The following is a 19,222-nucleotide window of genomic DNA, read 5'->3' as shown; positions in this document are numbered from 1 at the left end:
CAAGCATGTGACCGACGAGCCTCAACCGGAACCCGGGCCGACACCGACACCGACACGGCGGCCCGGGTTCTGGCAACGCCGCCGCGACCGGTTCGTCGCCGAGATCGAACGCAACCGCCAGGGCGGCCACAAGATCCCCACGTGGGTCCTGGTCGCCGCCCTGGTGGCGATGCTCGCCGCCTGGGCCGCCGTCATCCTCCTCGCCTAGCGGGCGAGCTACAGGAGCGCTGCGGCGTGGCGGCCGGCGGCGGCGGCGGACAGGAAGTAGGCGTGGTCGGCGTCCAGGGAACGGCCCATCGTCGAGAGTTTGACCGGTAGGGCGCGCAGGGCCTCGTCCAGGCCGTCGACCGGGATCTCCACCACGCGGTGGCGGCCGGTCAGCGGCTTCAGGGACTCCGCCACGCCCAACGACGGGTCCAGGCCGGCCGGGACCACCAGGTCGGCGGGTGCGAGGGCGACCCGGCCGTAGGCGGTCAGGCTGTGGTGGGAGACGCCGCGGTGACGGGGGCGGGCGTCGGCGTCGGAGATGCGGAGCGAGCCGATCGGGTGGCCGCCCAGCACGCCCACGGCGTTCACCGCGGCACCGGCGTCCACTCCGGAGAAGCCCCACGCGGTGCCCGTCCCCAGATTGCCGGGGCCCTGCGCGACCACGGTGACCTCCGCGCCCAGCCCGACCACCGCTGCCAGCAGGCCGGCGTGCAGGTTCGTGGCCTCGAGGTCGCCGCCGAAGGCCTGGCCGGTGGTCACCGTGCCGACCAGCAGCGGGCGCAGCGCCGACAGCGTGCGGGAGAACCAGGCGGGCAGCGCGCCGCCGTCGGTCATGACATAGGCGACGCGGGTGGCGGGGCGGGTGGCGATCACCCCGGCGAGCACGGCCGGTAACGCGGAGTGCAGGTCGGCGATCACCACGGGGGCGCCGCCGAGGTCGTCGGCCGCGGACAGGACGGACCGCAGGGGAGAAGCCTCCTCGTCGGCCGCCAGCACCACGGGCTGTAACGGCGTGTACCGGGCCTTGACCGCGTGGCCGGCGAAGGACGCGTCGGGCGGCAGCCGGTCGGGCAGCGCCACCACCATCGCGTATCCGCCGGTCCCGAGGCCGAGCGACAGCGCGTTCACGTTCAGCAGCACCCGGTCGCCGACGATCGGCGTGCCGACCAGCAACGGGTACGCGAGAGCACGCACGGTATCGGAGTCGACACGTACATCGACCTCGAGGGCGCCGTCCCAGGAGCGCCCGACCGAAAGAACCGTCCCCGACCGCCAATGAATCACGATGGTCACGCTAAGGCACGCGTGGGCGAAGGTATTTGGGCGCCCGCGCTGCTAGCGTCGTGGGGTGTCCCGTGGCCGTACCGAGCGCCTCGTCAACCTGGTGATCTGCCTGTTGTCGACCCGCCGGTTCCTGACCGCCGCGCAAATCGCGGCAACGGTGCCGGGCTACGAGCACGATCCGGACGATCCACGCGAACACGACGCCTTCCAGCGCAAGTTCGAGCGCGACAAGTCCGAACTGCGTGACCTCGGCGTTCCGCTGGAGATCGGCAACGCCAGCGTCTTCGACACCGAACCCGGCTACCGCATCGCGCGTCGCGAGTACGCCCTGCCCGACATCCACCTCGAACCCGAGGAGGCGGCCGCCGTCGGCATCGCGGCCCGGCTGTGGCGGCACGCGGGCCTGGCCGCGGCGGCGAGCTCGGGGCTCACGAAGCTGCGCGCGGCGGGCGTCGACGTCGATCCGACCACCACGCTGGGCGTCGAGCCGGTGGTCAACGTCGACCCCGCGTTCGAGCCGCTCACGGCGGCGGTGCGGGCGCGCCAGCCGGTCACCTTCGACTACCACCCGCCCGAGCACGACACCACCTCGACGCGCCGCCTGCAGCCGTGGGGCGTGGTGTGCTGGCGGGGCAAGTGGTACGTGGTCGGGCACGACCTCGACCGGGCCGCCGCCCGCTGCTTCCGGCTCAGCCGCGTCGTCGGCGGGATCCGTCGGTCGGGCCGGGCCGGCACCTACGAGCCACCCGCCGACCTCGACCTGATCAGCTACGTCGCGCGGTTCTCCGGCCCGGTCGAGCGCACCCACCGGGCCACGCTGCTCGTGCGTCCCGACCGGGCGGCCGGCGTGCGACGGTGGGCCACCGAGATCGTGCCCGGCCCCACCGGCGACCGCGTCACCCTGCCGTTCGCCGACGCCGACGGGTTCGCCGGCTGGCTGGTCGGCTACGGCGCCGACGTGCTCGTCCTCGAACCGCCCGCGCTGCGCGACAGGGTGATCGCCCGGCTGGAGCAGGTGTCCGCCGGGCATCCGGCGATCGCGCCGGCGCAGCGCCGCGTCCCGTCAACGACGGGGGGACGCGCGTGAGCGAGCACTTGTGCGAGCGAACCATCAGCTCAGTGCCCTGCGAACGCATCGCACCGCGAAGCGGGGCGATCGCGTGAGCAGCACCGATCGCGTCGGGCGGCTGCTGAACCTGGTGCCGTACCTGCTGGCCCGGCCCGGCATCCCGGTCGACGAGGCCGCCGACGACCTGGGCGTCAGCGACAAGCAACTGCGCGACGACCTGGAACTGCTGTGGATGTGCGGGCTGCCCGGTTACGGCCCCGGCGACCTGATCGACATGGCCCTCGACGGCGACCGCGTCACGATCACCTACGACGCCGGCATCAACCGGCCGCTGCGGCTCAACCAGGACGAGGCGCTGGCGCTGATCGTGGCGCTGCGGATGCTCACCGAGACGCCGGGCGTCGGCCACCGGGAGGCGATCGAGCGGGCACTGGCCAAGCTGGAGAGCGCGGCGGGGGAGTTCGCCGAGGCGCCGGTGGCGGTGCGGCTGGCCGGCAACGCCGACCGGCTGGAGGAGTTCCGCCGCGTCGTCCAGCGGGGCCGCGCGCTGCGGATCACCTACTACACCGCGACCCGCGACGAGACCACCGAACGGGTCGTCGACCCGATGCGGGTGCTCGTGGTCGGCGGCAAGGCGTACATGGAGGCGTGGTGCCGGCGGGCCGAGGCGGTGCGGATGTTCCGCATCGACCGCATCGACGCCTACACCGAGACCGAGGAGACGTCCGCGCCGCCGCCGCAGGCCGTGCCGCACGACATCCGCGACGGCGTGTTCCAACCGACGCCCGACCTGCCGCTGGTGCAGCTCCGGGTGGGGCGGTCGGCCCGGTGGATCACCGAGTACTACCCGTGCGAGGAGGTCCGCCGCGAGCACGACCACTGGCTGGTGTCGCTGCGGGCGGCCGACCTGGGCTGGGCACGGCGGCTCGTGCTGGGGCTCGGGCCGGAGGTCGCGGTCGTCGCGCCGCCGGAACTGGTCGCGGTGGTCGGTGGCGAGGCCAGGGCGGCACTGGACGCGTACGCCGCGGCCTGGCCGGCGGGCGAAGTGGCCGACGACGCGGCGATTCCGGCAACCGACGCGCTGTCGACATAGAATCGCGTCTGACGCAGCGTCGGCCGCGCTCCGCGCGACCAACGCCGCGGTGCATTAGGGTCTTCTGTCGTGACGTGGTGGATCTCGGGCGCGATTGCGCTGCTGGGCCTGCTGGTGCTGTTCGTGGCCGTGGGCATGCTGCTCGGCCGGCTCAAGCGGCTGCGCCGCGTCCAGCGTTCGCTCATGGTGCGCCTCGATCAGGCCAGGACGCTGGAGGAGCCGGTCCTGGCGTTGCAGAAGCGGGCCGAGGAGATGCAGGAGACGGTTCTGCGCATTCAGGAGCAGGTGGAGGCCCGGGCCGCGCGTAAGGCGGCCGTCGAGGCGAGTTGACCTCGTGTTCGACAACCGCGGTGGTGGCGCAACGCCGCACCGGCCGTAGGATGGTTCGGAAACCTGACCTGCAGTACCCCGACGATGTGAGGTGGGATCCATGGGCGCACTCAAGCCCTGGCACATCATTGTCCTGGTGGTCGTGCTGATCCTCCTCTTCGGAGCGAAGCGGCTGCCCGACGCGGCGCGTGGCCTCGGCCGGTCACTGCGCATCATCAAGGCCGAGACCCGTGGCCTGGCCGACGACGACGTCCAGGCGAAGGCCGATGCTCAGCAGACCAGCCGCGCACCGCTGTCGCCCACCGAGGAGCGTCCCGCTCCGCCGCCGCCGGTGAACGACCCGGTCGAGCGCGCACGCGAGCGGTAGCCGGTGCGCCTGGCGATCTTCGGCCGGCGCGGCAAGAGGCAGTTCGAACGGGCCGCCGACGGCTCCATGACCCTCATGGAGCACCTGTACGAGCTGCGCGACCGGCTGTTCAAGGCGAGTGTGGCCATCGTGCTCGGGATGGTCGTCGGCTGGTTCCTGGCCAAGCCCGTCCTCGAAATCCTGCAGCAGCCCTATTGCGACTTCGACCAGTCCGTGTGGTTGAAGACGCACGACCCCGACACCGAGACCTGGAAGTGCGGGTTCGTCCAGCTCGGCGTCGCCGACCTGCTGCTCCTGCGGCTCAAGGTGGCGATGTGGTGCGGCCTCATCGTGGCCGCGCCGTTCTGGATGTACCAGTTGTGGGCGTTCGTCGCGCCGGGCCTGCACCGGCACGAGCGGCGCTGGACGTACGCGTTCGCCGCCGCCGCCGCGCCGCTGTTCGCGCTCGGTGCGGTGCTGGCCTACTACGTGATCGCGTTCGGCCTGGAGTTCCTGCTCGACTTCGCCAACGAAGACGTCACCACCACGCTGGAGATCACCCGGTACATCTCGTTCGTCACCGGCATGATGTTGATCTTCGGGGTGGCGTTCGAATTCCCGCTGGCGACCCTGCTGCTCAACGTGGCCGGGGTGCTCAGCGCGCGCCGGATGCTCAAGTGGTGGCGCATCGTCGTGTTCGCGTTCTTCCTGTTCGCGGCCGTGGCGACGCCCACCGGCGACCCGTTCGGCATGTCGGCGCTGGCGATCTGCCTGTCGGGGCTGTACTTCGCCGCGGTGGGTCTGGCGTTCCTCAACGACAAGCGGCGCGCCCGTAAGCACCGGGCCGAGTACGGCGACCTCGACGACGACGAGATCTCGCCGCTGGCGTACGACAACACGCCGGTCGACGAGCTCGATCCGGTCGCCGCGTCCGAGCCGATCGCCGCGTCCGGCCCGGTCACCGCATCGGGTGCGGTCGAGGCGCCGGAGCCGGTGACGGCGTCCGGCGCGGTCGGAACGGACACGATCGCCGCACCCCGGCCGATCGACCGCCGCTACGACGACGTGACCTGACATCGTTCGCCGCCGGGTCGGGGGATCATCCCCGCGGCCCGACGGCGCTACGCTGCGGCCGTGACTACTCCCGAAGCGGTGACGCCGCTCGCGGTCACCCTGGAACAGTCGGTCGTGGTGCTGGCGAATCCGTCGGCCGGGCGGGGGCGGCACGCCGGTGCCCTCGCCGAGGTCCTGACGCGCCTTCGCGCGGCGGGCCACGCGGTGCGCGTCCTCGATGCCCCTGATCGTGCCGCGGCCCTGACCGCCGCCCGCGAGGCCGTGCGCGACGGCGTCGCGGCCCTGGTCGCGGTCGGCGGTGACGGCACGATGCACCTGGCCCTGCAAGCGGTCGCCGGCACCGCGACCCCGCTCGGCGTGGTGCCCGCGGGCACCGGCAACGACTTCGCCACCGAGGTGGGCATTCCGGCCGATCCGCTCGCCGCGGCCGCCGCGATCGCCCGCGGCCTCGCCGCCGGCCAGGGCCGGACGTTCGACCTGGCCCGCATGACCGGGCCCGACTCGCCGGACCCGACCTGGTTCGGGGCGGTGCTCGGCGCCGGGTTCGACGCGATCGTCAACGAGCGGGCCAACCGGATGCGGTGGCCGCGCGGCCCGCGCCGCTACGACGTCGCGATCATGGCGGAGCTGGCCCGGCTGCGCGCCCGCACCTACACGCTGACCCTCGACGGCGTCACCAGCGCCGAGCCGGCGGTCATCGTCGCGATCGGCAACACCGGCAGCTACGGCGGTGGCCTGCGGGTCTGCCCGGACGCCGACCCCACCGACGGGCTGCTCGACGTGGTGATCGGCCGGCCGATGTCCCGGTTCACGCTGACCCGGCTCAAGCCGCGCCTCTACTCCGGCACGCACGTCGACCACCCGCTGGTGGTGCAGCACCGGGCGCGCACGGTGGAGCTGGCCGCCGACGGCATCACCACCTACGCCGACGGCGAGCGGGCCCTGCCGTTGCCGGTGACGGTGACGGCGGTGCCGGGTGCGCTGACGCTGGTCGGCTGATCGCGTCAGACCCGGAACGTGCCGACGAGCGTCTGCAGGTCGCTGGCCATGCGCGCCAGGTCGGTGCTGGACCGTTCGGCCTCGCCGACGCTCTCGGTGGTGTGGTGGGCCGCGGTCGCCAGGGCGTCGATGCCGCCGGTGATCTCGCCGACCCCGAGCGCGGCCGCGCTGACGTTCCGGTTCATCTCGTTGGTGGTGGCCGTCTGCTCCTCGACCGCGCTCGCGATGGTCGTCTGGTAGTCGCTGATCTCGTTGATCACGTTGCTGATCTCGCCGATCGCGCCGATCGCGGTCTGGGTGTCGGCCTGGATGGCGTTGACGCGGGTGCTGATGTCCTCGGTGGCCCGCGCCGTCTCCTGTGCCAGTTCCTTGACCTCGCTCGCGACCACGGCGAAGCCCTTGCCGGCGGCACCGGCGCGGGCGGCCTCGATGGTGGCGTTGAGCGCCAGCAGGTTGGTCTGCTCGGCGATCGAGGTGATCAGCTTGATCACGTTGCCGATCTCGGCCGACGAGGTGCCGAGCTCGCTGACGGTCTGGTTGGTGCTCTCGGCCGCGTGCACCGCCTGCGCGGCGACCCGGGCGGCCTGTGCGGCGTTGTTGGAGATCTCCCGGATGGCCGCGCCCATCTCCTCCGACCCGGCCGAGATCACCTGCACGTTGCGGTTGACCTCGTCGGCGGCCGTCGCGACGACGCCGGCCTGCCGGCTCGCGGTGTCGGCGTTGCCGGCGATCTGCGCGCTGGTGGCCGAGAGCTGCTCGGCGGCGGCGGACAGCGACTGTGCCGCGTCGCCGAGGGCGGAGACCGTGGTGCGCATGCTGCCGGAGGCGCGGTTGAGGGCCGCGCCCATGATGCCGACCTCGTCGCGCGAGTGCACCGGGACCGAGCCGCGCAGGTCGCCCTCGGCCATCTTGCCGAGGTTGTCGGCGACCTCCGCCAGCGGCTTGGTGATCTTGCGGATCGTGACGTACCCGAGCAGGCTGGCGGCGATCACCCCGACCAGGAACACGATGATCATGAGGGTGAGGCTGCCCTTGTAGGTCGCGGTGCCCTCGGCGGACGCTTTGGCGGCGCTGGCCGCCTCGAACGCCGCGAGCGCGTCGAAGGCGTTCTTGATCTGTTCGATCAGCGGCGCGGCCTGGGAATCGAAAGCGGACTCGAACGCCACGTCGTTGCTGGCTTCCGCCGCGGGGATCAACAGTTCGGTGCGGACCTTCCGGTACGAGGTGAGCGCGGTGCGCAGGTCGTTCATCAGCTTCTGCTGCTCGGCGGTCAATCCGAGGTCCTGGTACTCCTGCAACAGCGTGTCGACGATGCCGCCGACCTTCGACAGATCCTGTTTGTGCTGCGCGGTCGCCGACGGCGTCGTCGCGATGTTCATCAGCGTCAGAGTGAGGAGTCCGTCCTCGAACGCGTCCTGGGCGTCGGCCAGTTGCTGGATCGGCTTGAGGTTCTCCTCGTAGATCTCGGTGGAGCGGGCGTCGACGTCACGCAGCCCCAGCCCACCGAAGAGCGCCACCGCGCCGCACGCGACCATCGCCACGCCGAGCGCCGTCGCGATCTTGGCGCCGACCTTCAGGTCGGCGAACCATCCGGTCATTCGCCGCGCGGAACCGCCGTTCACCGGTGCGCCGACCATTCCGGCCCCCTCTCAGCACCTCGCGGCCTGGGGGCCGCCTGTCGCCCATTGTGCCCGCATCGCCCGAACTTGAGGCGGTTTCTCACTTTCAGTCCGCCAGTGCGGGGCCGCCCCAACGACGCTGATCTTGCAGTTGTGCTCGCCGAAAAACGGGCGAATTCCGGCGAAAGGGCGAGCACAATTGCAAGATCGACGCCGAGGTGCCCGCGGCCAACGGCGGTTCTAGCTGACGAGCGCGTCGTGCTCCGTCGGTGCCAGCGGACGGACGGTGGTGGCGATCGCCGCCGCGACGCCCAGCAGCACCGCGACGGCGGTCAGCGCGCGCAGCACCGTGATCTCGTGCCCCAGGAAGCCGATGGCGGGCGGGCCGGCCAGGAACGCGCAGTACCCGATCGACGCGATGACGCTCACCCGGCCGGCCGCCCGGCGCGGGTCGTCGCCGCCGGCGCTCATCCCGACCGGGAACCCCAGCGACGAGCCCAGGCCCCAGAGCAGGGTGCCGGCGAACGCGACGATCGGCGACGGCGCGAAGACGAACATCGCCACCCCGACGATGCCGATCGCCGCCAGGGCCCGCACCACCGGCACCCGGCCGTAGCGGTCGAGCAGCCCGGGGCCGAACCAGCGGCCGACGGTCATCGCGGTGAGGAACGCGGCGAACGCCAGCGTGCCGAGCGCGGCGGAGACGCCGTGGCCGTCGATCGCGGCGACGCTGATCCAGTCGTTGCCGACGCCCTCGGCGAACGCGAAAGCCAGCACGAAGACGCCGATCAGCAGCGTGCGGGGCTCGCGCCAGGCGCTCAGGGCGCTGCTCCTCGGCGCGTCCACCGGGGACTCGTCGCCGGGCGCGTCGGTGTCGGCGATGAAGCGGCGGGTGTACCAGACCACCGCGACCACCACGACGACCGCGACGACCACCAGGTGCGCGGCGACCGGGACGTCCAGGGCGATCGCACCCGCGCCGAGCAGCGCGCCGGCCACGGTGCCGAGGCTGAAGCCGGCGTGGAACCGCGACATGATCGACCGCTTGAGGTGCCGCTCCACCACCGTGCCCTGCACGTTCATGGCGACGTCCCACGCGCCGTTGGCGAAGCCGAGCAGGAACAGCCCGATCACCACCGGAACCACGCCGGCCAGCGACCCGAGCGCCGCGGTGGTCAGGCCGACCCCGAGGAGCGCGGCCATCGCCGTCACCGTGCGGGCCGAACCGATCCGGCTGACCACCGGGCCGGACAGCGGGAGCGCGAGCAGCGACCCGGCGGCGATCGCGAGCAGCACCAGCCCCAGCGCGGCCGAGTCGAGGTCGAGGCGGTCGCGGACCTGCGGGATCCGCGACGCCCAACTGGCGAACGCGAAGCCCGAGCCGATGAAGGCCGCGTACGTCGCGGCGGTCGCGGCGCGAACGGCACTCGGGGACGGTGGTGCTGCGGTCATATGTACGACGGTACACATCGTGTGTACACGGGTACATATCGTTCGGTGTAACGCCCCTCACTATGTACGCTCGTACGCATGGGTGCTTCCGCGACGGTCCGGCGACCGCGCCGGCACGACCCCGGCCGGCGCGACCGGCTCATCGACGCCGCGATCGCGGTGATCGCCGAACGCGGCGTCGCCGGCACGACGCACCGCGAGATCGCCCGCGTCGCCGACGTCCCGCTGGGGTCGATGACCTACCACTTCGCATCGCTCGACGAGGTGCTGGCCGAGGCGTTCACCCGGCACGCCGACTCGGTCGCCCGGGTCTTCGACCAGCGGATGGGTGCCGCGCCAGACCGCCGGGCGGCGATCGACGCCGTGGTCACGCTGGTCGCCGAGGACCTGCTCGGCGCGTCCGCCGGCCGCGACCTGGTGCTGAGCGTGGAGCTGTACGTGGCGGCGGCCCGCAACCCGGCGCTGAAGGCGGTGACGCAGGCGTGGATGGCCCGCAGCCGCCGGGCGCTGGAGCAGCACTTCGACCCGACGACGGCCCGCGAACTCGACGCCCTCATCGAGGGGCTGGTGCTGCACAGCGCCCTGTCCACCGACCCGATGACGCCCGACCAGATCCGGCACGCGATCGAGCGCTACCTCCGCTGAGCCTCGACACCGAGCATCGGGAGGACGGCGCGCAGGCCGTGTTCGGCCCCCGGCGGGCTGGCCGGCAGGATCAGGCAGCGGCAGCCGACCGTCACCGCAGCCGCGTCGGCCGGGGTGTCGCCGACCATCACGGCGTCCCGGGGGTCGGCGCCGACCAGCGCGCACGCGGCCCGGAAGATCTCCGGCGCGGGCTTGCAGTGGCCGATCTCGTACGACAGGGCGTACGCGTCGACGAGGGCGTCGATGCCGAGGGCACGGGTCACCGGGCGGACGTCGAAACCGATGTTGCTGACCACCACGATCGGCACGCCGGCCGACCGCAGGGCCGCCAGCACCGGCAGGGTGTCGGCGTAGGCCTGCCAGCCGTCGGCGGTCAGCAGGCGGTCGTACAGGGCGGTCGGCAACCCGTCGATGCCGGACTCGACCCCGGCGGCCAGGCCCGTGTAGGCGGCGCGGTGGTCGGCGGCGGTCAGGTCCCGGCGCTCCCACGCGGTCAGGATCCCCGGTGGTACCCGGGTCGGCAGCGGCCCGCCCGCCAGCCCGGCCTCGACCAGCGCCGACGCGAGCCTCGTCGCCGTGTCGCCGGCGAGGTCGACGCCGCACGCGGCCGCCGCACCGATCACCCGCCGGAGCGGCTCCTCCACCTGGGCGATCGTCCCCTGGAAGTCGACGAGCGCGGCCGTCATGAAACGCGGTTCAGCACGTAGACGCGGGGGTGGTGGCCCTTCTGGAACACGCGGGTCACGGTTGCCACCTGCCACAGGTTCTCGGTGCGGCGCAGGCAGCGCTCCATCCGCTTGATCTCGTGGGTGAGCACCGCCAGCCGGGCCCGGGGTGCGGCCGCCTCGGCGGCGCGCCGCAGCAGGTCGAGGTGCAGGTCCTCGTTGCCGGCATGGTCGCCGACGAGCGTGCCCCACGGGGGATCGGCGAGGAGGACGTCGAACGGGCCGGCGTCCTGCCAGTCGGTGGCGGTGACGTCGGCCTTGACCAGGTCGGCGTGTACGCCGGCGGCGGCGAGGTTCTCCGCGCACGCGGCGAGCATGTCGGGATCGTGGTCGACGCCGACGGCGCGCCGGGCGGGGCCGGCGAGCAGGCGCTCGATCAGCAGCGTCCCGGATCCGCACATCAGGTTGACCACGCGGTCGGCGCGGCGGACGCCGACCTGGCGGGCGACCGCCGCCGCGATCGTGGCGTTCACCGCGCCCGGCACGTTGCGGACCCGCCACGGCCGGTGCGACAGCGGGCGGCCGGTCAGCCGGACGAGCACGTCCCACCCGTCGGGGGAGCGGCGGAACCGGAGGACGGCGTCACCGTCGGCCTGGTCGGCGACGAGGCCGGTGGCGTCGGAGAGGGCGGACGCCAGCCTCGCGAAGACCGCCGAGTCGGAGCCGGCGGCCTCGATGCGGAACGAGCGCGCCCCGTTCACCCGCCGCACGGCGGCCGCGATCAGCGGCAGGTACTCGCCGCTGAGCAGGGACCGGGGCCGGGGGACGGTAAACGCCAGCACCTCGGACACCGCCACCGCCGTGCGCATCGACAGCAGCCGGGCCGCGCTCTCCAGCGTCACCTCGAGGGCGTCGTCGCGGCCCGAAACGGGCCGCGCGGCCGCGTTCTTCGACAGCTCCGCGACCTCGGCCGTGACCTCGGCGCCGAGGCCGGGCAGGAACGTAACCTCGAACCGCCGGCGCACCCCGCGAGGATACCCGCAGGCGTTGCGTCGATCGCTTCCGTAGCCTTGGGGCATGACCACCCCGGCCCAGCGGTATGCCGACGCCCGTGCCAGGGCGGAGCACCCGGCCTACACCGAGTTCACCGCGGGCCTTCCGTTCGAGCCCGATCCCTTCCAGCGCGACGCCTGCCGGGCCCTGGAGAAGGGCTCGGGCGTGCTCGTCTGCGCGCCCACCGGCGCCGGCAAGACCGTCGTCGGCGAGTTCGCGGTGTTCCTGGCCCTGCGGCAGGGGCGGAAGTGCTTCTACACGACGCCGATCAAGGCGCTGTCGAACCAGAAGTACCACGACCTGGTCGAGGTGCACGGCGCGGCCAAGGTCGGCCTGCTCACCGGCGACAACGCGATCAACGGCGACGCGCCCGTGGTGGTGATGACCACCGAGGTGCTGCGCAACATGCTCTACGCGGGATCGACCGCGCTCGACGGGCTGAGCTACGTGGTGATGGACGAGGTCCACTACCTCGCCGACCGGTTCCGCGGCGCGGTGTGGGAAGAGGTGATCATCCACCTGCCGGAGTCGGTCACGCTGGTCTCGCTGTCCGCCACGGTGTCCAACGCCGAGGAGTTCGCCGACTGGCTGGTCACCGTCCGCGGCGAGACCCAGGTGGTGGTCAGCGAGCACCGGCCGGTGCCGCTCTGGCAGCACATGCTCGTCGGCCGGCGGATGTTCGACCTGTTCCACGACCAGGCGGCGGCCGAGCACCACGAGGTCCACCCCGAACTGCTCCGGTACACGCGCGAGCAGCTGCGCCGCCTCGACTGGGTCGACGACCGGCGCGGCTACCGGTCGCGGCGCAAGGCGACCCCGCTGCGGTACGAGATCGTCGAGCGGCTCGACCGGGAGGGCCTGCTGCCGGCGATCCTGTTCATCTTCAGCCGGGCCGGGTGCGCGGCCGCGGTGCAGCAGTGTGTCGCCGCCGGGCTGCGGCTCAACGGTCCCGACGAGAAGGCCGAGATCCGCGCGCTGGTCGAGGACCGCATCCGCGACATCCCGGCCGAGGACCTCAACGTGCTCGGCTACTGGGAATGGCTCGACGGGCTGGAACGCGGTCTCGCCGCCCACCACGCCGGGATGCTGCCGGTGTTCAAGGAGGTCGTCGAGGACCTGTTCGTCCGTGGCCTGGTGAAGGCCGTGTTCGCCACCGAGACGCTGGCGCTCGGCATCAACATGCCGGCCCGGTGCGTGGTGCTGGAACGGCTGGTGAAGTTCAACGGCGAGCAGCACGTCGACCTCACGCCGGGCGAGTACACCCAGCTCACCGGGCGGGCCGGGCGGCGCGGCATCGACATCGAGGGGCACGCCGTCGTGGTGTGGGCGCCCGAGGTCGACCCGCAGCACGTCGCCGGGCTCGCGTCGACGCGCACGTACCCGCTGCGGTCGAGCTTCCGGCCGTCGTACAACATGGCGGTCAACCTGGTCGGCAACGTCGGCGCCGCCCCCGCGCGCGAGCTGCTGGAGAGCTCGTTCGCGCAGTTCCAGGCCGACCGGTCGGTGGTCGGCATCGCCCGCCAGGTGCAGAAGCACACCGAGGCGATGGACCAGTACGCCGCGTCGATGGCCTGCCACCTCGGCGACTTCGACGAGTACTTCAACCTGCGCATCGCGATCGCCGAGCGGGAGCGCACGCTCGCCCGCGAGGGCGCGGCGCAGAAGCGGGCCGCCGCGGTCGAGTCGCTGGAACGGCTGCGGGTCGGCGACGTGATCCGGGTGCCGGCCGGTCGCCGGGCCGGGCTCGTGGTGATCCTCGACCCGGGCACGGGCGGGTTCGGCGAGCCGCGCCCGATGGTGCTCACCGAGGACCGGTGGGCGGGCCGGATCGCCGCCACGGACTTCTCGGCGGCGGTGGAACCGCTGGCGCGGGTGCGCGTCCCGAAGCATTTCAACCCGCGGTCACCGCAGGAGCGCCGCGACCTGGCGGCGTCGCTGCGCAACGCCGCCGGTGCCGCCGGCGCGATCGACCGGCGCGGCTCCGGGCGTGGTTACGACCCGGCCAAGGCGGAACCGGCGAAGGGACGGCGGCGCGAGCGGGGACGGGGTGCGGCGGGACGCGGCGGAGCGGCCGACGACGCGCGGCTGGCCGAGCTGCGCGCCGACCTGCGCGGTCACCCGTGCCACGGCTGCCCCGAGCGCGAGGAGCACGCCCGCTGGGCCGAGCGCCGCTGGCGCCTCCGGCGCGAGACGGAAGGGCTGCGCAACAAGGTGGCCGCCCGCACCGGGTCGCTGGCCCGCACGTTCGACCAGGTCTGCGGACTGCTCGCCGACCGCGGCTACCTGAGCGCCGACGAGGCGGTCACCGACGCCGGCCGGACGCTCTCGCGCATCTGGACGGAGGCCGACCTGCTCGTGGCGGAGTGCCTGCGGTCCGGCGTGTGGACGGGCCTGGGCCCTGCCGAACTGGCGGCGGCCGTGTCGGTCGTCCTGTACGAGTCCCGCCGCGAGACCGACGAGCGTGCCCAGGTCCCGCGCGGCCCGGTGCTCGACGCGATCGACGCGACGCTCTCGATCTGGGCGAAGCTCAGCGCCGACGAGGGCGACCGCGGCCTCGCCCTGACGAAGGAGCCCGACCTCGGCTTCGTCTGGCCGATGTACCGCTGGGCCCGCGGCGAGTCGTTGGCCAAGGTCCTGACCAGCGCCCACGGCCTCGACGGCGACATGCCGGCGGGTGACTTCGTCCGCTGGGCGCGGCAGGTGCTCGACCTGCTCGGTCAACTGTCCGAGGCCGGCGACGCGCAGATGCGCAAGACCGCCCGGTCGGCGATGGGCGAGGTCCGGCGCGGCGTCCTCGCGTACTCCGCGGTGGGGTGAGAACGCGAGGTCCTAATCCCGCCAGACCCCGGGCCCGGTTCGCGCCAGGCTTGTTGGCATGAGTGACGTGTTGTTCCTTCCGATCGACCCCGACCGGCTCGCGGCGATGCGCGCGGCGGGCGAGGACGAGTTCGGCAACCCGTGGACGCCGTTCGCCGCCGAGGGCTGGGAGCCGCTCCGGTGCTGCCTGCGCCCGGCCGACGCCGACGAGCGGATCGCGTTGATCACCTATTCGCCGTGGACGGCGCCGTCGCCGTGGATGGAGGCCGGCCCGGTGTTCGTCCACAGCGAGGCGTGCGCGGGGTACGGGACCACCGGGGTGTACCCGGTGGAGCTGTCCCGCGACCGGCGGATGATCAACCCGTTCACCCACGACGGCGCCCGCGCCTACGACCACATCACGTTCGTGCCGGGTGGTGAGGACCAGGAGGCGGCCGTCCGGGCCGTGCTCGCCCAGCCGTCGGTGGCGTTCGTCCACGTGCGCAGCGCGGCGGCGGGCTGCCTCATGTTCGAGGCGCGACCTGCCGGTTCACCGTAATGTGAGGACATGGCTACGGCACGGGCGATGCGCGCGGCGGCGTCGGCGCTGCTCGCCGGCATTCCGGCGGAGGCGCGCGAGAAGGTCCACCTTTCGTTCGACGACGGTCAGCGGCGGTGGATCGAGTACACGCCGATACCGCGTCCGGGTGCCACGCTCTGCGAACTCGGTTCCGACGGACGCAAGAGCATGCACCGCCTGCTCGCCGCCGCGCTCAGCCCGGCCGCCTACGCCCAGGCGATGGCCGTGATGGCGCTGGAAGAGGTGCTCGACCGGGCCGAGAACTGGCGCAACGGCCGCCGCAGCGACAACTACTCGGTGGTGGTGTTCGGCAGCCCGAGCGAGGGCGACCTGTGGGGCTGGCGGTTCGAGGGTCACCACCTGTCCGTCTCTATGACGCTCGAAGGCAACCGCGTGGCGCCGACGCCGGTGTTCCTCGGCGCGCACCCGGCGCGCATGGGGCACGCGGGCGCGGTGGTGCTGCGTCCGCTCGCTCCGGAAGAGGACGTGGCCCGGGCGCTGCTGGCCGAGATGGGGCCGAAGCAGCGGTCGGCCGCGATCGTGGCCGACGAACCGCCGCTCGACATCCGGAGCGGCTCCCGGGCCGACCTCGACGACGGTCTGGAGCCGGCCGGCGTGGCCGCGCGGGCGCTGAACCCGAAGGCGCGCGAACTGCTGTGGCGCCTGTTGCACGTCTACCTGGGCCGGCTGCCCGCGGACCTGGCCGGCGCCGAGACCGCGCGCATCGACCTGGGCCGGCTCCATTTCGCGTGGGAGGGCTCCACCGACCCGGGCGGCCGCCACTACTACCGCGTGCAGTCCGGTGAGCTGCTGATCGAGTACGACAACCAGGACGACGGCGGGAACCACGCCCACACGGTGCTGCGCCGTCCCGGCTGCGACTTCGGCGACCACATCCTGCGGGAGCACCGCGCCGCCGCGCACTCCTGAGCGGCATTCACCCGCACGGGTGACGGCGTCCGCTTTCCGCCTGGAGTACACCCGGAGCATGGACACCCGGGTGGAGGTCGGGCGGATCGAGGTCGAGTCGCGCGATCTCGGCGAGGTCGAGCACCTGATCAGCAGCCGGTACGTCAGGAACCGTCCGCGCCTGCTCGGCCGGTCCAGCCCGCTCAGGTTCCGGTCACGGGCGGCCTGGGCCGGCGGCGTCACCGTCGACCGCATGATCTACGGGGCGACGGTGGCGGTCAGCACCGAGGCGTTCGAGACGATCGTGGTGGTCGACGTGACCGGCGGCCGCTTCGACCTGACCGCAGGACGCTACGTCGGCCGGGCCGGCGAGGGCGGTGTGCTGCTGTACCCGCCGGGCATCCCGCTCGCGGTGTTGATGGAGCAGGTGACGTGCGACATCGTCCAGATGCCGGCGGCGGCGGTGACCCGGCTCGCCGGCCGGCTCGGCGTCGACTCCGGGGACTTCCGGCTCGCCGGGGTGCAACCGGTGTCGCCGGCCCTGACCCGGCACTGGTTGGCGACCGCGGCCTACCTGTTCGACAGCTTCGCCGGTCCGGACCCGGCGGTGTCCAATCCGCTGATCCTGTCCAGCGTGGTCGAGGCCGCGGCGGCGGCCGTGCTCGCGGCGTTCCCCAACAGCACGATGACCGTCGACTACACGCCAGGGGCGGGCCGGGTTCCTCCGATCGCGGTGCGGCAGGCGGTCGCCTACATCGACGCCCACGCCGACGGGCCGATCACGCTGGAGGACGTCGCGGCGGCCGCGGGAGTGCGGGTCCGGGGGCTGCAGGCGGCGTTCGCCCGGCACGGTGACACGACCCCGATGGGGTACCTGCGCCGGGTCCGGATGGAACGCGCCCACCGCGACCTGCTCGCCGGTGACCGGGCCCGGGGCGACACCGTGGCCGGGATCGCCCGCCGGTGGGGCTTCGCCGCGCCGGGCCGGTTCGCGGTCGAGTACCGCAAGGTCTTCGGACGGTCGCCCGGCGAGACGCTCGGAGCCTGACGACCATGGCGGCGCCCGAACGGCGCATCACGACACGGGAGCTGACCGACGCGGACGCCATCCACGACTACCTGGTGACCATGTACGGCACCGCGATGCGGATGACCTGCACCGACGAGCGGTACCGGTTCCACCACCGGCGCACCGATGCCGGCCCCTTCGCGCTGGAGTCCGTCGAGCAGTTCAACCACCTCGACTTCGCGGTCGATCCGTTGCGCCTGCTCGTGATCGCCCGCGTGTCGACGGCGCGGATGGAGCGGTGCTGCGGCCGGGTCGACGGACGGTACGCCGCCGACGATCTCTTCCTGGTGGCCGATCCCGATCTGCCGTACACCCTGCGGTGGTTGCCCGGCGCCATCACCTGCTGCGTCATGGATCCCGGGCTGCTGGCCCGGGTGGCCTCGCCGGCGCCCGGCCGGCGGCCCGAACCGATCCGGTTCACCGGCCTCGACCCGTGTTCGCCGGCCGCCGCGGCGCACTGGTGGAACACCCGCCGCTACGTCGCCGGCCTGCTCGACGACCGGGAGACCGCCGCCGTCCCGCTGCTCGTCGACAGCGCCGCGCAACTGCTCGCGGCGGCGACGTTGGCCACCTTCCCGAACACGGCGCTCGTCGATCCGACGATCGAGGACCGGCACGACGCGTCCGACACCACGCTGCGGCGCGCCCTCGCGTACATCGACGACCACGCCGCCGAGGACGTCTCGCTGGCCGGAATCGCCGAGGCCGCGCACGTCAGCGTCCGCGCGGTGCAACTGGCGTTCCGCCGGCACCTCGACACGACGCCGATGGCGTACCTGCGCCGGGTCCGGCTCGACCACGCCCACCGCGCCCTGATCGCCGCCGATCCGGAGAAGACGACGGTGGCGGCGGTCGCCGCCCGGTGGGGCTTCGCCAACCACAGCCGGTTCACCGCGATCTACCGCGCCACGTACGGCGTGTTGCCCAGCGCCACGCTGAGGGGTTCGTCCTGAGGACAACCGCGTGCGTTCCGCGCACTAGATTCATCCACCCGTGTCGACCGATGCTGGCGGCATGTCGACCGACCTTGCCCGGTGGGAAGCCGCGGGTGACGGCGTGCTCCGGCTCGTCGTGCGCGGCGACCTGGACCTGTCGGTGCTCGACCGGTTGGCCGAGACGATGTGGACCCGGGCGCCGGGATCGGTGCCGCAGGTGGAGATCGACCTGGGCGGCGTCGGCTACTTCGACACCTCGGTGGCCCGCACGCTGGAGCGTTACCGCGTCGAGGCGTCCGCGCACGACGCCGACGTGCGGGTGGTCGTCGCGAGCCCGGTTCCGTTGCTGGTGCTGCGGCTGGCCGGCCTACGCGAGCTACTCGGCGTGGGCTAGCGCGTCGACGAGCCGCCGCGCCGGGCTGGCCAGGCCCCACTTCTCGGCGAGGGCGAACAACCGCTCCGCGTCGGCGGGGACCCGGGGCATCGTGCAGTCGATCGCCGGCACCGGCGCGTCGACGGCCACCTTGACCACCTTCTGCGCCTTCACCAGGTACTCGCGCCCGGCGACCAGCTTGCCCTTGAGGCCGGGGGCGAACCCGGCGGCCGGGTCGTCGAGCGCGGCGAGCAGGCCGTCGAGGTCGCCGTGCCGGGTGATCAGCCGGGCGGCGGTCTTCTCGCCGACGCCGGCGACGCCGGGCAGGCCGTCGCTCGGGTCGCCGCGCAACGCCGCGAAGTCGGCGTAGCCGCTGGCCGGCACGCCGTACTTGGCCTGCAGTGCGGCGTCGTCCAGCACCTCGAGCTTGGCCACGCCGCGGCCGCAGTAGAGGACCCGCACACCGCGGGCGTCGTCGATGACCTGGAACAGGTCGCGGTCGCCGGTGGCCACCTCGACCGGACCGGGCTCGCGGGCGGCGAGCGCGCCGATCACGTCGTCGGCCTCGTAGTTCTTGACGCCCACCGCGCGGATCCCGACGGCGTCGAGCACCTCCTCGATGATCGGCACCTGCGGCACCAGCCCGTCGGGGACCAGTTCGCCGCCGGCGCCGGTGAGGCGCTGCGCCTTGTACGCGGGCAGCAGTTTGACCCGCCACGCCGGTCGCCAGTCGGCGTCGAGGCAGCACACCAACCGGTCGGGCCGTCTCGTGCGGACCAGCTGGGCGACCATGTCCATGAACCCGCGCACCGCGTTGACCGGCGATCCGTCGGGGGCCAGGGCGGCCTTCTCGGGAATGCCGAAGTAGGCCCGGAAGTAGAGGCTGGCGGCATCGACCAGGAGCAGCGTCACCGGTACAGCGTGCCATGGATTCGATCGTCAA

20 protein-coding genes are annotated in these 19,222 nt (G+C 73.0%); 14 read left to right on the top strand and 6 right to left on the bottom strand.

Features of this window, described 5'->3' with window-relative positions; genetic code table 11:
- On the top strand, positions 1-208 hold a 208-nt coding region (locus Vau01_RS12380), incomplete at its 5' end, for a hypothetical protein (RefSeq protein ID WP_308440454.1).
- Between the two features lie 8 nt (positions 209-216).
- Here the strand turns inward: Vau01_RS12380 and Vau01_RS12375 are convergent.
- Entirely contained in the window at positions 217-1,272 is a 1,056-nt protein-coding gene (locus tag Vau01_RS12375; RefSeq protein WP_203990938.1) for a DUF3866 family protein, read from the bottom strand.
- Between the two features lie 64 nt (positions 1,273-1,336).
- Between Vau01_RS12375 and Vau01_RS12370 the strand changes: the two genes are divergently transcribed.
- The 6 genes from Vau01_RS12370 (at position 1,337) to Vau01_RS12345 (ending at position 6,183) form a co-directional block, all read left to right on the top strand.
- Positions 1,337-2,359, top strand: coding sequence for a helix-turn-helix transcriptional regulator (locus Vau01_RS12370; protein WP_203990936.1), 1,023 nt, complete (start codon positions 1,337-1,339; stop codon positions 2,357-2,359).
- Positions 2,360-2,396: 37 nt separating this feature from the next.
- Positions 2,397-3,434: a helix-turn-helix transcriptional regulator gene (locus Vau01_RS12365; protein ID WP_203991106.1), complete on the top strand. Its 1,038-nt coding sequence runs from the start codon at positions 2,397-2,399 to the stop codon at positions 3,432-3,434.
- Between the two features lie 69 nt (positions 3,435-3,503).
- Positions 3,504-3,764, top strand: a complete 261-nt coding sequence (locus Vau01_RS12360) for a hypothetical protein (RefSeq protein WP_203990934.1) — start codon at positions 3,504-3,506, stop codon at positions 3,762-3,764.
- A gap of 100 nt (positions 3,765-3,864) precedes the next feature.
- The gene (gene tatA, locus Vau01_RS12355) at positions 3,865-4,131 is read left to right on the top strand and encodes a Sec-independent protein translocase subunit TatA (protein WP_203990932.1); all 267 of its coding nucleotides are present in this window, start codon (positions 3,865-3,867) and stop codon (positions 4,129-4,131) included.
- A gap of 66 nt (positions 4,132-4,197) precedes the next feature.
- On the top strand, positions 4,198-5,184 hold the full coding sequence (tatC, locus tag Vau01_RS12350; protein WP_203991103.1) for a twin-arginine translocase subunit TatC: 987 nt from the start codon (positions 4,198-4,200) through the stop codon (positions 5,182-5,184).
- A 60-nt stretch (positions 5,185-5,244) separates the two neighbouring features.
- Complete coding sequence (locus Vau01_RS12345) at positions 5,245-6,183, top strand: YegS/Rv2252/BmrU family lipid kinase (protein WP_373320225.1); 939 nt, start codon at positions 5,245-5,247, stop codon at positions 6,181-6,183.
- Positions 6,184-6,188: 5 nt separating this feature from the next.
- Here Vau01_RS12345 and Vau01_RS12340 read toward each other — a convergent pair whose 3' ends face one another.
- Positions 6,189-7,781: a methyl-accepting chemotaxis protein gene (locus Vau01_RS12340; RefSeq protein WP_203990930.1), complete on the bottom strand. Its 1,593-nt coding sequence runs from the start codon at positions 7,779-7,781 to the stop codon at positions 6,189-6,191.
- A gap of 261 nt (positions 7,782-8,042) precedes the next feature.
- Positions 8,043-9,254, bottom strand: a complete 1,212-nt coding sequence (locus tag Vau01_RS12335) for an MFS transporter (RefSeq protein ID WP_203990928.1) — start codon at positions 9,252-9,254, stop codon at positions 8,043-8,045.
- A 78-nt stretch (positions 9,255-9,332) separates the two neighbouring features.
- Here Vau01_RS12335 and Vau01_RS12330 point away from each other — a divergent pair, with 78 nt between their 5' ends.
- Entirely contained in the window at positions 9,333-9,899 is a 567-nt protein-coding gene (locus Vau01_RS12330) for a TetR/AcrR family transcriptional regulator (protein ID WP_203990925.1), read from the top strand.
- Here the strand turns inward: Vau01_RS12330 and Vau01_RS12325 are convergent.
- Both Vau01_RS12325 and Vau01_RS12320 read right to left on the bottom strand, forming a co-directional pair.
- Positions 9,887-10,585 carry an HAD family hydrolase gene (locus Vau01_RS12325; protein ID WP_203990922.1) on the bottom strand — a complete coding sequence of 233 codons (699 nt, stop codon included), beginning with the start codon at positions 10,583-10,585 and terminating at the stop codon, positions 9,887-9,889. The genes Vau01_RS12330 and Vau01_RS12325 overlap by 13 nt on opposite strands.
- Positions 10,582-11,589, bottom strand: coding sequence for a methyltransferase domain-containing protein (locus Vau01_RS12320; protein WP_203990919.1), 1,008 nt, complete (start codon positions 11,587-11,589; stop codon positions 10,582-10,584). Before Vau01_RS12320 ends, Vau01_RS12325 begins: the two co-directional genes overlap by 4 nt.
- A 52-nt stretch (positions 11,590-11,641) precedes the next feature.
- Between Vau01_RS12320 and Vau01_RS12315 the strand changes: the two genes are divergently transcribed.
- From Vau01_RS12315 to Vau01_RS12290, 6 genes are all read left to right on the top strand, one after another.
- Entirely contained in the window at positions 11,642-14,434 is a 2,793-nt protein-coding gene (locus Vau01_RS12315; protein ID WP_203990916.1) for a DEAD/DEAH box helicase, read from the top strand.
- Positions 14,435-14,492: 58 nt separating this feature from the next.
- Positions 14,493-14,972, top strand: coding sequence for a DUF1203 domain-containing protein (locus Vau01_RS12310; protein WP_203990913.1), 480 nt, complete (start codon positions 14,493-14,495; stop codon positions 14,970-14,972).
- Between the two features lie 9 nt (positions 14,973-14,981).
- Positions 14,982-15,923: a DUF3500 domain-containing protein gene (locus Vau01_RS12305; RefSeq protein ID WP_239151515.1), complete on the top strand. Its 942-nt coding sequence runs from the start codon at positions 14,982-14,984 to the stop codon at positions 15,921-15,923.
- Positions 15,924-15,981: 58 nt separating this feature from the next.
- Entirely contained in the window at positions 15,982-16,950 is a 969-nt protein-coding gene (locus Vau01_RS12300; protein WP_203990910.1) for an AraC family transcriptional regulator, read from the top strand.
- 5 nt (positions 16,951-16,955) lie between these two features.
- Positions 16,956-17,924, top strand: coding sequence for a helix-turn-helix transcriptional regulator (locus tag Vau01_RS12295; protein ID WP_203990907.1), 969 nt, complete (start codon positions 16,956-16,958; stop codon positions 17,922-17,924).
- Between the two features lie 61 nt (positions 17,925-17,985).
- Positions 17,986-18,300: an STAS domain-containing protein gene (locus Vau01_RS12290; protein WP_203990903.1), complete on the top strand. Its 315-nt coding sequence runs from the start codon at positions 17,986-17,988 to the stop codon at positions 18,298-18,300.
- Here Vau01_RS12290 and Vau01_RS12285 read toward each other — a convergent pair.
- A complete protein-coding gene (locus Vau01_RS12285) occupies positions 18,283-19,191 on the bottom strand; it encodes a 5'-3' exonuclease (RefSeq protein ID WP_203990901.1) in 909 nt (302 codons plus the stop codon). The two genes, Vau01_RS12290 and Vau01_RS12285, sit on opposite strands and share 18 nt — an antisense overlap.
- Positions 19,192-19,222: the final 31 nt, after the last annotated feature.

This window comes from Virgisporangium aurantiacum, assembly GCF_016863635.1.
Taxonomy (GTDB): domain Bacteria; phylum Actinomycetota; class Actinomycetes; order Mycobacteriales; family Micromonosporaceae; genus Virgisporangium; species Virgisporangium aurantiacum.
Note: the sequence above shows the minus strand (reverse complement) of the source record. Positions and strands in the feature narration are given on the sequence as shown.